Raw genomic sequence first — 15,473 nt, forward strand, 5'->3', positions numbered from 1 at the left:
GTATTCCTTTAAACCTGGATGCCTTCTAACTGATTCATCAGCGTCTGCATTTCTGCGCCGCCGGCCATCATGTCCAGCACTTCGTCCTTGCTGACGGTGTCTTTGGTGAACGTCCCCATCGACTTGCCGCGATTCAGCAAGGTAAACGAGTCACCGATCGGATAGGCATGATGCACATTGTGGGTGATGAAAATCACTGATATCCCTCGTTCGCGCGCCTTGTGGATCAGCTTCAGCACGTTGAAGGATTGCTTCACCCCCAGCGCCGCTGTCGGCTCATCCAGGATCAGCACGCGGGCGCCGAAATGGATGGCGCGAGCGATCGCCAGGCATTGCTTTTCGCCGCCCGACATGGTGCCGATGGCGTGATGCGGATCGCGCACCATGATGCCCATTTCCGCCAGCTTGGCGCGCGCCGTCTCTGCCGCGTAGTTGATATCCATGACGGTGATGCCAAACACTTTCTTGGTCGGCTCGCGGCCCATGAAAAAATTGCGCGCCACCGACAGCAAGGGCACCAGCGCCAGGTCCTGGTAGACCGTAGCGACGCCGACATCCAGTGCTTCCTTCGGCGAATTGAAGGAAACCGGCTGGCCGTCGACCAGATACTGGCCTTCGGACGGCTTGTGGACGCCGGCCAGCGTCTTGATCAAGGTCGACTTGCCGGCGCCGTTGTCGCCCAGCAGGCAATGCACCTCGCCTTTCCTCAGCCGCAAGGTGACATTCTGCAAAGCGATCACCGAACCGAAATATTTGCTGACATTTTCCAGCGCCAGAATAGTGTCATCCATGATTACCTCGCTTCCGTCACACGGCGACGGACATAATTATTGAACAGCACGGCCACCAGCAGCATGACGCCGAGGAAGACGCGGAACCAGTCGGAATTGAGATTGGTGTAAGTAATGCCGATCTGCACCACGCCGAAGATCAGCGCGCCGAAGCAGGCGCCGATCACCGAACCATAGCCGCCGGTCAGCAAAGCGCCGCCGATGACTGCGGCAATGATGGCTTCAAATTCCTTTTGCAGGCCGCGGTCAGCCGCGGCGGAGCCGACGTCGGCCACCTGCAGCACAGCAAACAGGCAGGCGCAGAAAGCGGTAAACACGAACAGCGAGGTCTTGACGCGCTTGACCGGCACACCGACGTTCTTGGCGGCATTGGCGTCGCCGCCGACAGCGAAGATCCAGTTGCCGAAACGGGTGCGCGCCAGCACGAAACTTGCCCCTAGCGCCAGCACCAGCCACCAGACGATTACCTTGGGAATGCCTCCCACCAGCGGCTGGCCATTTGCGGCCGTCGCGATCCACCCTTGAGTGGCCATCCAGTGGAACAGGCCGCTGCCGAGATTGCCGGTAAACAACCAGCTACCCAGCCAGTCCTGCGCCGCCAGGTCGCCGACGCCGCTGACGATGGTGCGGTTGGCAAACATGATCGACAGCGCCAGCGTCAGGCCGCGCAGGATGAACATGAAGGCCAGCGTCACGATGAAAGACGGCAGCCGGGTCTTGACCACCAGATAACCGTTCAGCCAGCCCAGCGCCATCGAACCGGCAAAGGCAAACATGACGGCCAGCCAGAACGGCCAGTGAAAATATACGGTGGGAATCGCCACCATCATGCCGGCAAAGCCGATCATCGAACCGATCGACAAATCGAACTCGCCGGCGATCATCAGCACGCAGGCGCCGATCGAGATCAGGCCGAGGTAGGCCGCCACCTGCATCCAGTTGATCACGCCGTCGAGGTTGAACATGCCCGAATCGCCGGCGGCAAAACCGAACACGATGAACACCAGGATGGCGCCGGCCAGCGAGGCAAACTCAGGACGGCCGAGAAACCGCTTCAGGGAACTTTCCTTGCGGACCCGCTCGTCTTGCGGGACGATGTTCTGCTGCGCCGGGCTATTGCTGTCGGCGTGCGCACTGCTTGAATTCATGACGCTATCTCCTGCTTGTTTTGGCCAGTAGTCAAACGCCAGACTGGCGGCTTGTGTGAGGTATTGCGAAATTCTGCGGGCGCAGATGCGCCTGGGCGAATCGCCCCAGGGTTGCTGCCTGGCCATCTCGCATGGCCAGGCAGGGAAATGCGGTGAATCAGCGCTTAATTTACAACAGTACCAAGCAACGAATTAATCAACGATATTGTCCAGCGTATTTCAATACTTTATCGAGATTGTCTTTGGTGATGTAGCCGGGGCCGGAACTGATATGGCGAGGACCGTAGATCGGCGCCAAGCCGTATTCGGCCAGCCGGGCCTGGAATTTCGGATTGGCTTTCAGCTTGGCCTGGATGGCGGCGACATCGGTGATCTTGTCTTGCGTCATGATGGCCAGCACGGCAACCGGGATATAGCCTTGCAGATAGGGTTGCTGGTCGATGGCGAACTGCACCGAGCCATCCTTGATGCCCTTGGCTATTTCGTCAGAAAGGTCGAAGGTGGCGAACCAGGTCTTGCCTTTCAAGCCCATTTTCTGCAGCGCGCGCAAGCTGGGCGAAGCCGAATCAGGTCCCAGCGCCAGCACCGCCTGGGTGCCAGGGTTGTTGCGCAGATAAGCGCTGACCTTGCTTTCGATACCGGTCGGATCCTGGCCTGCATCTAGCGTGGCCTTCTTGTAATCGACGCCGATGGCATCGGCGAAACCGCGGCAGCGTTCAAAGGAAGACGGGTTGGTGGCGTAGTGATTGACGCACAGGAAAGACTTGATGCCGGCTGCCTTGGCTTTTTCGCCGGCGCCATGGCCCGCATCGTATTCCGGCTGGCCGACATGCATGATGGCGCCCAGCTCTTCACTTTGTTTCTGGGTGCCGGAATTGATGGTGACCAGCGGGATTTTCTTGGCGGTGACGTTTTCCATGGCTTTTTTCAGCACGCTGAAATCGGCGATGCTGGCAATCACGCCATCGTAATGGCGGGCCGCCGCCTGCTCGATCAGGCGCGACATGTCGGCCAGGTCGCCGTTCGGCGGATTGCGGTAATCGACAGTAACGTTGAAATCTTCGCCAGCCTGCTTGATGGCGTTCTTGATGGTGTTCCACCAGGAGTCGGAATCCGGCGCATGGCTGATCAGGACAAACTTCTCATTTGCTGCATAACCGTTGCTCATCGCGCCCAAGCCCATCGCCAGCGCCGCCACCATCAAGACCTTTGACAGGCCTTTGCATCCGAGTCGTTGCATAGTCATCTCCATTGTTGTTTTATCTATGGTGAATCTAGGTTGATCCAGGCCGATCTTTGACGTCGGCAATAAACAATAGAACAAGCGGATTCAATATGCAACAATTTTTTCAATTAAATTTAATTTAGAATTTTATTTTCATGTTTTGGCTTCGCCGCATGAAATAACTTTATAATTGCCGCACAATACATATACAGAAAGCAAGCCATGGCAGACACCCCGACTGTCGACCAGTTGATGTTGCAGATCGCCGAACAATACGCGACGCTTTCGCGCCAGCTGAAGATCATCGCCACCTATGTGGAGCAGCACCGCAGCAGCCTGATGCTGGAACGGATCAGCGACATTGCCGAACATTGCCAGGTACAGCCCTCTGCCATCGTACGCTTTGCCAAGCAGTTCGGCTTCAGCGGCTTCAGCGAGATGCAGGCGGTTTTCCGCGATGCCTACACGGCGCAGGCGATTCCCTCGCAAAATTACCAGCAGCGCATACGCAAGCTGATCGACGCCAAACCGACGCCGCTCACCAGCGGCTCGATGGCGCGCGAATTCATCGCTGCCAGCCGCAGCGGCCTGGACGAACTGTTGAATGGCATGGACGACACGCAGTTCGATGCTGCCGTAAAACTGCTGCAGAAAGCAGAAAACATCTATGTCATCGGGGTGCGCCGCTCGTTTCCGATCGCCAGCTACATCGTGTACGCCCTGCAGCACACCAACAAGCGTGTACACCTGCTGTCCGGACTGGGCGGCATGATCCGCGAACAGATCCGCAGCATCGGCAAGAACGACGTCGTGATCGCCATCAGCTTCACGCCTTACGGCAAGGAAACCCAGGCCTGCGTGCGGCTGGCCCATCACCATCAAGCGAAATCGCTGGTGATTACCGACAGCCAGCTGAGTCCCCTGGCGCGGCATGCGTCCGTATTGCTGACAGTCAAGGAAGGCAGTGCATTTGCATTCCGCTCGCTGACCAACGCCATGTGTCTATGCCAGGCCCTGTTTATTGCTCTGGCTTATAGGCTTGAGCTTAATGTGGAGGAAACTGGCGCAATTGACGGTTACGATGAATAAATGACAAGATAGTTGCAGTACAATTTCCTATCGCAGTTGCCGTGAGCGGGCAGTGCCGATTGGAGGAAATATGGCGGAACTTAAGCATATCGAAAGCAAGAGCAGCAGGCGACAGAACGAGAAACCCGGGCTTGCCACGGGCGGAGGTGGTGGTTATGATGATGCCATGGAAGCAAGAGTCAACAAACTTGAAGAGTTCGCGATCGAGACGCGCGACCGCCTTTCTCGCATAGAGACCAGGCTGGATAACTGCGCCACAAAAGCGGACATTAAAGATCTTGAAGCCACTATGTACAAAGAATTTGCAGTCATGCACAAAGAGTTCTCAGTCATGCATAAAGAGTTCTCGGTCATGCATAAAGAGTTTGCTACCCTGTACAAAGCACTGGACTGGCTGACCTGGAAACTGATAGGTGCTGCGGGACTACTGGTTTCAGCAGTGTATTTCATTGCTACGCAAGTAAAACCCTGATCCCGCATTCCCTCCCTGCCGTCAAATTCCACCCTCGAACAGTTAGTCACCTTTCTCGATCAAACGCCACCGCCATCCTGCAGGCAAACCTCGTCACAGCAACACCGGCTGCTTTGACAGCAGCGATTCGCGTAACGCTATGCCGATGCGAGTCGCCTCGGTGGCATCGGCCAGCGTCAGCTCAAGCTTGCGCCGCTGCCGCACCGCCTCCACGAAACTGGTGACCTCAGTCAGGAAAGCATCTTCAAAACGCTCAAAGAAGCTTGGCAGGCACTCATTGCGGACGCCATGCGCATCGGCGATTTCAAGGCGGTTCTTGCGCGGATTGCTGCCCACGGTCAAGCGCCCTGCCGTGCCGGTGATTTCGGTCATGGTGTCATGCCCGTGCGCCATGGTGCGCGAGGCATAGAAGGTGGCCAGCCTGCCGTTGTCGAACTCGCAGATGGCGACGCCGTTATCGACATCCTGGAACTGCTGCAGATCCTGGTGAATGGCGCGGGTGCCGCTGGCGTAGACCCGGACCGGTTGCGGATTGCCCAGCAGCCAGCGCGCCAGGTCGATATCGTGCACGCTGCAGTCGAGGAATATGCCGCCGCTGGTAGCCGCGAACTTGACGAAAAAACCGTCTGGATCGTATTGATCGCAGGTTTGCGAATACACCATGAATGGCGAACCGATGGCGCCTTGCTGGATTTTCTTGTAGGCGTCCTGGTAACTGGCGTCGAAACGCCGCACAAAGCCGATCATGACCTGTAGCTGCGGATGCCGCGCCGCTTCAGCTTCGACGCGGCGGCAATCCTCCAGGTCGAGCGACAGCGGCTTTTCGCAGAACACGTGCTTGCCGGCCTGCAGAGCCTGAATGATCTGCTGCGGATGCAGGGATGTCGGCGTCACCAGGAACACTGCATCCAGGCCGTCATGCGCCAGTAAAGCGGCATAGTCTTCGTACAGATGCGGCACCTGCAAGGTATCGCGCGCCCAATCCAGCTCGCTTTGCAAAGGACTGCAGGCCGCAATCAGCGTCGCTCCGGCGACGCGCGACATGAGGTTTTCCGCATGACGGCGCCCTAGCCTGCCGAGGCCAACGATGCCGACCTTCAGTATCGGCGCGTGATGTGATGACGGGCTCATTTTGCCAGCTCGATGGTACGGTTTTCACGCCACGACAAGGTCGCCGCCTCTGCCAGCTCCAGCGCCTTGACGCCATCTTCGATGGTGGTGCGAACAGCAACCTTGTTGACCACCGCATCAAAAAAATGCGCGATCTCGCGAGCATAAGCCGCCCGGTAGCGCTCCAGGAAGAAATGCTCCGGCTTGTCCTGACTGACGTGATGACTGCCGGAGGCAATCACTTCGGTCGGCTTGTGATTGCCAGCCTGCAACATGCCTTTGCTGCCCAGCACTTCAAAGCGCTGATCGTAGCCATAGGCGGCGCGGCGGCTGGTGTTAATCTGGCACAAACGACCGCGGCGGCTGCGGATGGTGACGACGGCGCAATCGATATCGCCGGCTTCGGCTATCGCCGGATCGGTCAGGCAGCTGCCGGTGGCGGAGATGCTGACCGCTTCGTCCTCCAGTATCCAGCGGAAAATGTCGAAATCGTGGATCAGCATGTCCTTGAATATGCCGCCCGAGCTCTTGATATACGATACCGGCGGCGCGCCAGGATCGCGGCTGGTGACGATCAGCATTTCAGGGTCGCCGATTTCACCGGCTGCCAGGCGTGTTTTCAGCGCACTGAAGGTCGGATCGAAGCGGCGCTGGAAACCGATCATGCAAGTCACCCCGGCGTCCGCCACCGCGTGCGCGCATGCCTTGGCGCGCTCCAGCGTCAGGTCGACCGGCTTTTCGCAAAAGATCGCCTTGCCCGCCGCCGCCGCGCGCATGATCAGGTCTGCGTGGGTGTCGGTACTGGAGGCGATCAGCACTGCGCCTATGCTCGGATCGGCCAGCACGCCGTCGATATCCGCCACCTGCGCGCCATGCTGCTTGGCCAGTTCCTGCGCGGCTTGCGTATTGATGTCGCTGACATACTTCAGACTGGCGCCTGGCTGCAGCACCAGGTTACCCGCATGGATCTTGCCGATACGGCCGGCGCCGAATACCGCAACGTTCATCATGAATCATCTCCGTGTATATGGTTGTATTTTGGTCTGGTTGCCGCTTTCTGCCATTGTAGGCACGATTCTCGAAAATAGAAACAATTTTTCGTTTAATTTTTTAATCGAATATTTTTTGCATGACAGGCAAGCCGCCTTGCCTGTCATGCATTTCCAGTGCTTAACGCAAACGCAGCTTATAGCGCGCGGCAAGCGTGGCGACCACGCTCAGCAATGCCCCGCCGATGACATAGAAGGTCACCGCCAGCTTGTTGTCTGTGACGGCGATCAGCCAGGTGATCGTCATGCCGGCGAAACCGCCGAAAATCATCACCGCGATGTTGTAGCTCAGGGACATGCCGGTGCCCCGCGTCTGCACCGGGAAAATATCCGATAGCAACGCCGGCATAGAGGCAAAATACATGGTCATCAGCAAGCCGATCACGCCTTGCACCAGCAGCAGATTAATGAAGCTCGGATTGAACGACAGCCAGGAAAACAACGGATAAGTCAGCAGCACGAACAATACGCTGCTGGCCAGCATGAATGGGGTGCGCCCGTATTTATCGGAGAGCTGGCCGACCACTGGCGAGAACAGCAGCATGATCAGGCCGGCCAAGATGGTGGCGCTGAACGAAGCAGTCGACGTCATGCCCAGCTGCTTGACCGCATAGGTCGGCATGTAGACCACCAGATAGACCGACACGGTCGCCATGATGACGCTGCCGGAACCGATCAGCAGCCGCATCTTCTGGCTGCTCATGATGTCGCGCAGCGGCGTGCGGGTAGCGTCGGCCTGGGCGAACTCCGGCGACTCTTCCAGGTTCCTGCGGATGTAATAACCGGCCGGTCCGATCAGGAGCCCAAAGAAAAACGGCAGGCGCCAGCCCCAGGATTCCAGCTGTTCAGTGCTGAGCTGGGACGACAGCAGCGCCCCGGCCAGCGCAGCCAGCACAATGCTCAGGCCTTGACTGGCGACCTGCCAGCTGGAAAAGAAGCCGCGCCGGTGCGGCGCATGCTCCACCAGGAAAGCGGTCGAGCTGCCGAATTCGCCGCCGGCGGAAAAGCCTTGCAGCAAGCGCGCCAGGACAATGCCGGCCGGCGCCCACAAGCCGATCTGGGCATAGGTCGGCATGATGGCGATCAGCAAGGTGCCGATCATCATCAGCAGGATCGACAGCGTCAAGGCGGCCTTGCGCCCGACCCGGTCGGAATAGGCGCCGATGACCACCGCGCCCAGCGGCCGCATGAAAAACGAGACGCCGAAGGTGGCAAAGGTGATCAGTAGCGACACGGTCTGGTTCGCCGTCGGGAAAAACAGTTTGGCGATGGTCACCGCCATGGCGCTGTACAGCAGGACATCAAACCATTCCAGCGCATTGCCGATGGAAGATGAAATGACGGCGCGCCAGGTTTGCGGGTGCTGTTCGAAAGGCGTTGCAGTACTGCTGCTCATAGTTGAATCCCTTTGTATTTTTATCATGTGTTGAATTTCGACGTATTCCGCGCCATGAACTATTTTTAAATCCGGCAGCAAGCAGGGCTGACCGGCGGTCGATTTTGCGGCAAAACTGCCATTTCTCGTAAAAAAATTTTCTTGGCTAATCCAACTTCCTCAACAAGAAGTCATGAGGTTAAAGGAACGGCAATCCTTCCCTTTCAAGGCGTCCACAGGAAAGCTTCGCTCTCATAGTGTTGTTTATTTCAAACAAACCAAGCACCTGCTCCAATTTTTTTACAACCCTGTCGGCAAGAGAATCTTTATCAACTAATTGACAGACAATGTCCCTTTTAGAGCGACCTCTATTTCCGGCGGCCTGTCATCCGGCATTTGAAAATCGCGAGGACATTATTTCATGTTCACCAATCTCTATAAGCCGAATAACAAGCAAGCACATCAATCAAAATTTCCCCATTGCATTTATGCTGCTTTGCAACTCTAATCAAATCAAATCTTTCTGCAGAAATTGCTTTTCCGCCGAAATTTTTACTGTGCTTTTTACTGGCTTATTTTGATTTCAAGGAGATGTCATGGAAGGTCCGAACAAACCTCGTTTTTTCTTACGCCGCCTGTTGATTGCATCGCTTCTCATGCTACAAGTTACAGGCTTGTTCTTAGCAACTCAACAACCCGCAAACGCTGCAACCACGCTTGAGGAACAAGAAAAAACGGCATATATCAATAAAGTAGCCGCATTGAAGCAAGTTGCCGAGCGAGATCTTGCCGCGGGACAGAAAGAAGAAGATGTTGCGAGAAAGGTAGATCAAATGCGACGAGAGCTGAACAGCAAATATTACGAGACAGTCCCTCCAGATTTACTCGAAAAAATTCATGCAAAAAATCTAGAGAAGTATGGGAACAAGACAGGACCATCCATCGAGTACTTCTTGATCAAAGGGCGATCCTGGAAAGAAATTATCGATTCTGCCAGCAAAGTCAGCAGTAAAGATCTGGGAAATTGAGGACGCTGATCGAGCGGCCATGAACGCGGCAGCAGACGACGCATCTCGTTACTGCTGACCGCGACTATGCGCCGCAAGGCAAGCTGCGGAGCGACAACTATACCGCTACCCGCAACACCTCTTCCCGCCAGATCCGATGATGCATTTGTTCACCGTTTTCCCATGCAGTCTGCTCCGCGGTGATGATGAACTTGTCCGCATCGGCACCCAGTTGCAAACGGCTTTGAACCTCGACTCGCCAATCTCCCCTGGCGGCTTTATACGTCCAGAGCTGTTCCGAACTGGCTGACAAAAGATCTTGCGGCAGTACTGAATATTGTTCGTCGCAGATTTGCTCGACGCTTAGCCCGTGCTGGTCAAAGCAGTAACGGCCGAAGTCATCGTGAACTCGGGTCGTGACGCGACCGCTCATGGCATCGCTGACCACTTCGCGTGTGTTGGCCGGCGATCGTTGGTAGCGCAAAACCAAGGGAGCGGCAGCTTCTGGTTCTGCGAAAGGCGACATCGACGCCGTTTTCAGGTCATGTGAAGGCAAGCTGATGCTGGATTGACTGAGATCGAATTCCAGAGTTGCATGCGCTCTGGCCGGCCAGACCAATGGGAAATAGGCGCTGCTGATCGCCACTCGCAAGCGGTGGCCCGCCGGCACGCAGTAGCCGACATCGTCCAGCTGGATGATGGCATCAAACCAAGCACCAGGCGTCAATTTTCTCGCACCGCCCTGCTGCTCTGGCAAGTTCAAGTTAAGGACGCCATACGTGATACGCGTCGAGGCGCCGTTCGGCGCGACGTCATTCAGGCGCACCGCCAGTTGCGCATGTTCGCTATCGCTGCTCAAGCGCAGTTGCACGCTGGCGGCGCCCACCAGGGCAAAATCGCTCTCCAGTGGCGGCATGTCTATCGCCAGGGACGCTGCGTCATCGCCGCGCTGGTCGGTAGGAAATTCCGGTCCCAGCCAGATCACGCAATATTCGCCGCAGGCTGAACCGGTAGTCAGGGGGGATTGCAGCTTGCGCGTGCCCGCTGCTTCCTCCTGCAAGGGAAAAACCAGATGTTTCACATTGGGGCTGGGCCAGCCGGCATCACGCAGCCATATCCCGCTGCGTTCCGCATAGCTGGCTTGCGGCGCGACCGCGTCCTGCAGGTAAAGCGTCATCGGCGCTTCGTCCATCACGCCGTTGGCTATGTCCTTGAGCCAATAGTCCCACCAGCGCAGCGCTTCCTGCAAAAAACCGATGGCAGGACCGGGCACGGCGAAATGAGGATATTTATGCGCCCATGGACCGATCAAGCCTTTCTTCGGGCCAGGCAGCTTTTCCAGCATGCGCGGAATCGCATTGCTGTAGGCGTCGCCCCAGCCGCCGACGGCATACACCGCCGCCTTGATTTTGCTGTAATCGCAGCAAACCGAGCCATGCTGCCAATAGGCGTCAAAGCTTTGGTGCTGCAACCAGTTCTTCAGCAGCAGCGGCATGTTTTGCAGGCGTTGCAGCCACATCTCGCGCCAGCGCTCGCCGACCAGCAGGGGATCCGGCGCCGCCGCGCTGTAGCTGAGCATGGTGGCTGCCCAGCCAGCGCTCTCCAGCAGCATGCAACCGCCCTTGTAATGAATGTCGTCGCTGAAGCGATTATCGGTCGAGCACAGGGTAATGATCGCCCGCAGCGTATCCGGCAGGATCGCTTCAATCTGTGCCGCCACCTGCAAGCCATTGAAGCCGCCCCAGGAAATGCCCATCATGCCGACTTTGCCGCTAGACCACGGCTGCCGGCTGATCCAGCGGATGACTTCAATCGCGTCATCCTGCTCTTGCTGCAGGTACTCGTCGGCCAGCAAGCCATCGGATTCGCCGCAGCCGCGCATGTCGACGCGCAAGCAGGCATAGCCATGGCCGGCAAAATAAGGATGAGTGAGCTGGTCGCGCACCGCCGTACCATCGCGCTTGCGATATGGCAGGTACTCCAGGATCGCCGGCACGGTCAGTGCGCTGCAGGCGGCCTCCGGCAGCCACATGCGGTAGGCCAGCCGGCAGCCGTCGCTGAGAGTGATGAAAGCGTGCTCGACCTCTTTAACCGCGTAGGGGAATTGCTGTTTGATTTTCATCTGCTGTTCCACAAGTTTCATTAAACAATTGACTGCCGCGCATCAGCATGATCAGGGAACCGGCGCAGCCGAGAATGATCAGTAATGCCGGCAGCCCGCCAAGGTTGGACATCATCTTGATGCCGGCGACGCCGCCGGCGAAGCTGGTCATGATCCACGACACCAGGCCAATCAACAGGCCCCAGATAATCTTTTGCCGCATGTCGGGACGCTCCACGCCATCGGCGGTAAAACCCTCGGTGCACAGATTGCTGATGGCGTCAGTATTGGAATCGGCGGCAGTCACATAGTTGAGAAAGGCGACAAACAGCAGCACCACAATCATCACCATGCTCAACGGCAACTGCCTGAAGACGGTGTACAAGATGTTTTCCACGCCCTGCTGTTCCAGCACTTGCTTCAGCAAGCCATGCTGGCCCATGTCGATCGACAGCGCGCTGCCGCTGAAAATGGCAATCCACAGGATCGTGAACAACGAGGGCAGCAGCAGGTTCATCACGATCACCTCGCGCACCGTATAGCCGCGCGCGATCTTGCCGAGGAACATGGCGCTGACCGGCGCCCAGGCAAACCAGACCGCCCAGTAGAAAATCGTCCACGAGCCAGCCCATTGGTCTTTATAAGCTGCGCCCGTCATCAAGGCCATGCGAAAGAACTGGCTGAGGAATTGTCCCAATGCTTCGACGCCAAAACTCAGGATGAAAGTCGTCGGTCCGCAGACGAACAGGAAAAAAGCAATGAAGAACAAGGCATAAGTATTCAGCGCCGACAAGCGCGCTATCCCTTTTTTCAATCCGCTCGAGGCCGACAACACAAACACGGCGACGATCACGCCGATGACCAGCCCCAGGCTCAAGGGCGACCTCGGCAGATCGATGAACTGGTTCAAGCCGCCTATCATCGACAAGGCGCCGGTGCCCAGGCTGGACGCCATCCCCGCCACCAGGGCGAACAGAGCCACGGCGTCGATCAATTGCCCGGTGCTGCCTTGCACGCACTCGCCCAGCAAAGGCTTGAGCATGCTGCCGCTTGAAAACGGCAGGCGCAGATTATAGAAAACCAACGCAAACACCACTGCCGGCACGGTGTAGATTGCATACGGCACGAAGGTCCAGTGCAAGAACATGGCCGACATCGCCATCGCCGCCGCCGCCGGCGAATTCGGCGCCACCGCCCAGGATATGGCGGGATTGTGCAGATGATAGATCGGCTCGGCGGTGGTCCAGAACAGCACGCCGACCGCCAGCGTGGTGCACAGCGTGACGGCAAACCAGCGGCCGCGGCTAAGCAGCGGCACAGCTTGCTCGCCGCCGATGCGCACCTTGCCGAGCGGCGAAAAATATACCCAGATGCAGAGCAGCAGCATGGCCAAGCTGGTCAGACTGAACAGCCAGGAAAAGCGCGTCAGGATCCAGCTGTTGAAACCGCCGGCAATGGCCAGCAAACTTTGAAGATCAATGACGCTCATTACCAGCGCAGCGCCAAGGAGAAGAAAGGTTGGCCAGAAAACCAATGGCCTTACTCGGGTCGAAGCATTGGTGAGGAGGTGTTTCAACATAACGATAGCAACTTTCCCTCGAAGAATTAAACTAGCCAAAATTGCCCATCTATCAATATGAACGAAAGGAGCAAGCCAGTAAATAATCTAATGTCCAACGGCAGGCAGGCGGCGGATGATCCTCATCGGCGCCGTTGTAGCATCCCGTCAATATCCGGCAACGCTCAGCGGAGATCTTCGACTTGAGCGGAACACGGCAGATCAACCATGCTTATCGCCAGCGCGGCTAGCAGCAGAAGAAAAGCGGCCAGAGCATCCAAGGCCCTGACTGCAGGCGACGCGCTCGCGGGAGAGAATTTCAACATTGGACGCGGCAACCTTTCTCTGCAGACACGCGGGTTTGAAATTGCCAAATATTATCAATACAGCATGAAAATAGGCATGTTTTAAATGATTTAACGTTCAGAATCAGTCAATGCTTAGAAAAGCTGCGGCGCCCAGCTGCTTGCCGAAACCGCTGCCAAACGAAAACACCCTGTAAGCGGAAACCGCTTACAGGGTGTTGGGACCATCTTGTCCCCCGCGCTGCTGACGCTACGGAGGTGTTTGCCAGGTACGTTCGATTATCTCGACACGCCCTTCCGACTCCAGGCTTCCAGCTGGTGCGGACGCAAGCTGTCGTATTCTTCGAACGGCTGGTGTATCCACGGATTGGTCGGCAGATAGTCGACGTAGTAATCCGGCTTCAGCGAAGAACAGGCTTTCCACCAGATCACGGCTGACTTGACCTCGGTCACCGGCGCATAGTTTTCCTTCAGGTGATGCAAGACCTTGTCCAGCGTGACGCCAGAATCGACCAGGTCGTCCACCACCAGCACGCGGCCCGCCAGGGCGCCGCGGCTCATGGTGATGTGCTTGCCGATATCCAGCTCGCTGCGCACCGTGCCGGCATCTTCGCGGTAGGAGCTGGTCGACAGGATCGCCAGCGGCACATCGAAAATGCGCGAGAACACGTCGCCCGGACGCAGGCCGCCGCGCGCCAGGCACAGCACCTGGTCGAACTGCCAGCCGGAGGCGTGGACATTCAGGACCAGTTTTTCAATGATGCGGTGATATTCATCCCACGACACCCACAGGTGCTTGTCATCAGATTTATTCATATTGTTTTTATTTAAATGGGTGGCGCAGAACGATGGTTTCCTCACGGTCAGGACCGGTCGAGACCATATCGATAGGCACGCCTACCAATTCTTCGATACGTTTGATGTAGGCACGGGCGGTAGCCGGCAGCGCATCCATTGATTTGGCGCCAACTGTCGACTCGCTCCAGCCTGGCATTTCTTCGTAGATGGGCTGGCACAGCGCCGCTTCTTCAGCGCCGACCGGGAAGATATCCACGGTCTTGCCGTTGAGCGTGTAGCCAGTGCACAGCTTCAGGGTTTCCAGGCCATCGAGCACATCCAGCTTGGTCAGGCACATGCCGGACACGCCGTTGATCTGCACCGAACGCTTGAGCAAGGCGGCATCGAACCAGCCGCAGCGGCGGGCGCGGCCGGTCACTGTACCGAATTCGTGACCGACGCTGGCCAGGTGCTTGCCGACGCCCTGGTCGGTCGGCAGTTCGGATGGGAACGGACCGGAGCCGACACGCGTGGTGTAAGCCTTGGTGATGCCCAGGATGTAATGCAGCATGTTCGGACCGACGCCGCTGCCGGCAGCGGCATTGCCGGCCACGCAGTTGCTCGAGGTAACGAACGGATAAGTACCGTGGTCGACGTCCAACAGGCTGCCCTGCGCGCCTTCGAACAGCAGGCTGGCGCCGCCGTTGTGGGCCGCATACAGGTCGCTCGATACGTCAGCCACCATCGGCCGCAGACGTTCCACGGTCGCCAGGGCATCGTCCAGCGTCTTTTGATAATCGACAGCCGGGGCCTTCAGGTAATTGGTGAGAACGAAATTATGGTATTCCAGATTGGCTTTCAGCTTCTCCGCAAAACGCTTCTCGTTAAGCAGGTCGGCCACGCGGATTGCGCGCCGTGCCACCTTGTCTTCATAGGCCGGGCCGATACCCTTGCCGGTAGTGCCGATCTTGGCATCGCCGCGCGCCGCTTCCCGCGCCGCATCGAGTGCGGTGTGGTAAGGTAGGATGATCGGGCAAGCTTCGGAGATCTTCAGGCGCGACGCGACTTCTACGCCGGCGGCTTGCAGCTTGTCGATCTCGCGCAGCAGGTCAGGCACCGACAGCACTACGCCGTTGCCGATGTAGCAGGCAACGCCTGGGCGCATGATGCCGGACGGGATCAGCTGCAATGCTGTCTTGTGACCGCCGATGACCAATGTATGGCCAGCGTTATGGCCGCCCTGAAAACGCACAACTGCTTGTGCGTGATCGGTCAGCCAGTCAACGATCTTGCCTTTTCCTTCGTCGCCCCATTGGGTGCCAATCACAACGACGTTTTTTGCGGTGCTTTTCTGTAACATCACTTAGTCCAAATTTTTGATAATCCAGTTTCCATTTTCGAGTACAACCGCGCGGTCGCAATCGAACTCGTCTTGATCGTTTTCATGACCGGGCAGACTCTGGATC

General features: G+C 57.3%; 14 protein-coding genes. 4 read left to right on the forward strand and 10 right to left on the reverse strand.

All coding sequences use genetic code 11. From position 1 onward, the window contains the following. Positions 1–8: 8 nt before the first annotated feature. From VNZ65_RS21040 to VNZ65_RS21050, 3 genes are all read right to left on the reverse strand, one after another. Positions 9–791 carry an ATP-binding cassette domain-containing protein gene (locus VNZ65_RS21040; RefSeq protein ID WP_325672526.1) on the reverse strand — a complete coding sequence of 261 codons (783 nt, stop codon included), beginning with the start codon at positions 789–791 and terminating at the stop codon, positions 9–11. Between the two features lie 2 nt (positions 792–793). Beyond that, positions 794–1,939 carry an ABC transporter permease gene (locus tag VNZ65_RS21045; protein ID WP_325672528.1) on the reverse strand — a complete coding sequence of 382 codons (1,146 nt, stop codon included), beginning with the start codon at positions 1,937–1,939 and terminating at the stop codon, positions 794–796. A gap of 196 nt (positions 1,940–2,135) precedes the next feature. Continuing rightward, a complete protein-coding gene (locus VNZ65_RS21050; RefSeq protein ID WP_414649192.1) occupies positions 2,136–3,179 on the reverse strand; it encodes a sugar ABC transporter substrate-binding protein in 1,044 nt (347 codons plus the stop codon). A 207-nt stretch (positions 3,180–3,386) separates the two neighbouring features. On the opposite strand from VNZ65_RS21050, the gene VNZ65_RS21055 reads away from it, so the two are divergent. Next, entirely contained in the window at positions 3,387–4,253 is an 867-nt protein-coding gene (locus tag VNZ65_RS21055; RefSeq protein WP_325672530.1) for a MurR/RpiR family transcriptional regulator, read from the forward strand. A 70-nt stretch (positions 4,254–4,323) separates the two neighbouring features. Continuing rightward, positions 4,324–4,725, forward strand: a complete 402-nt coding sequence (locus VNZ65_RS21060; protein WP_325672532.1) for a hypothetical protein — start codon at positions 4,324–4,326, stop codon at positions 4,723–4,725. Between the two features lie 93 nt (positions 4,726–4,818). Here the strand turns inward: VNZ65_RS21060 and VNZ65_RS21065 are convergent, their stop codons facing one another. The 3 genes from VNZ65_RS21065 to VNZ65_RS21075 all read right to left on the reverse strand — a co-directional run bounded on the left by VNZ65_RS21065 (position 4,819) and on the right by VNZ65_RS21075 (position 8,280). Then, complete coding sequence (locus tag VNZ65_RS21065; RefSeq protein WP_325672534.1) at positions 4,819–5,856, reverse strand: Gfo/Idh/MocA family oxidoreductase; 1,038 nt, start codon at positions 5,854–5,856, stop codon at positions 4,819–4,821. Continuing rightward, a complete protein-coding gene (iolG, locus tag VNZ65_RS21070; protein ID WP_325672535.1) occupies positions 5,853–6,845 on the reverse strand; it encodes an inositol 2-dehydrogenase in 993 nt (330 codons plus the stop codon). The genes VNZ65_RS21065 and iolG overlap by 4 nt, the downstream gene beginning before the upstream one ends. 160 nt (positions 6,846–7,005) lie before the next feature. Next, the gene (locus VNZ65_RS21075; protein WP_325672537.1) at positions 7,006–8,280 is read right to left on the reverse strand and encodes an MFS transporter; all 1,275 of its coding nucleotides are present in this window, start codon (positions 8,278–8,280) and stop codon (positions 7,006–7,008) included. Between the two features lie 575 nt (positions 8,281–8,855). On the opposite strand from VNZ65_RS21075, the gene VNZ65_RS21080 reads away from it, so the two are divergent. Further along, the gene (locus VNZ65_RS21080) at positions 8,856–9,287 is read left to right on the forward strand and encodes a hypothetical protein (RefSeq protein WP_325672539.1); all 432 of its coding nucleotides are present in this window, start codon (positions 8,856–8,858) and stop codon (positions 9,285–9,287) included. A gap of 97 nt (positions 9,288–9,384) precedes the next feature. On the opposite strand, the gene VNZ65_RS21085 is transcribed toward VNZ65_RS21080, so the two are convergent. Both VNZ65_RS21085 and VNZ65_RS21090 read right to left on the reverse strand, forming a co-directional pair. After that, positions 9,385–11,388: a CocE/NonD family hydrolase gene (locus VNZ65_RS21085; RefSeq protein WP_325672541.1), complete on the reverse strand. Its 2,004-nt coding sequence runs from the start codon at positions 11,386–11,388 to the stop codon at positions 9,385–9,387. Then, complete coding sequence (locus tag VNZ65_RS21090) at positions 11,354–12,946, reverse strand: BCCT family transporter (protein WP_325672543.1); 1,593 nt, start codon at positions 12,944–12,946, stop codon at positions 11,354–11,356. Before VNZ65_RS21090 ends, VNZ65_RS21085 begins: the two co-directional genes overlap by 35 nt. A gap of 207 nt (positions 12,947–13,153) precedes the next feature. Between VNZ65_RS21090 and VNZ65_RS21095 the strand changes: the two genes are divergently transcribed. Further along, complete coding sequence (locus tag VNZ65_RS21095) at positions 13,154–13,336, forward strand: hypothetical protein (protein ID WP_325672545.1); 183 nt, start codon at positions 13,154–13,156, stop codon at positions 13,334–13,336. Positions 13,337–13,509: 173 nt separating this feature from the next. Here VNZ65_RS21095 and VNZ65_RS21100 read toward each other — a convergent pair whose 3' ends face one another. Then, positions 13,510–14,046, reverse strand: coding sequence for a phosphoribosyltransferase (locus tag VNZ65_RS21100; RefSeq protein ID WP_062115956.1), 537 nt, complete (start codon positions 14,044–14,046; stop codon positions 13,510–13,512). 7 nt (positions 14,047–14,053) lie between these two features. Further along, positions 14,054–15,367, reverse strand: coding sequence for an adenylosuccinate synthase (locus VNZ65_RS21105; protein ID WP_325672549.1), 1,314 nt, complete (start codon positions 15,365–15,367; stop codon positions 14,054–14,056). Positions 15,368–15,473 lie beyond the last annotated feature (106 nt).

The organism is Collimonas sp., from assembly GCF_035566555.1.
GTDB lineage: Bacteria > Pseudomonadota > Gammaproteobacteria > Burkholderiales > Burkholderiaceae_D > Collimonas.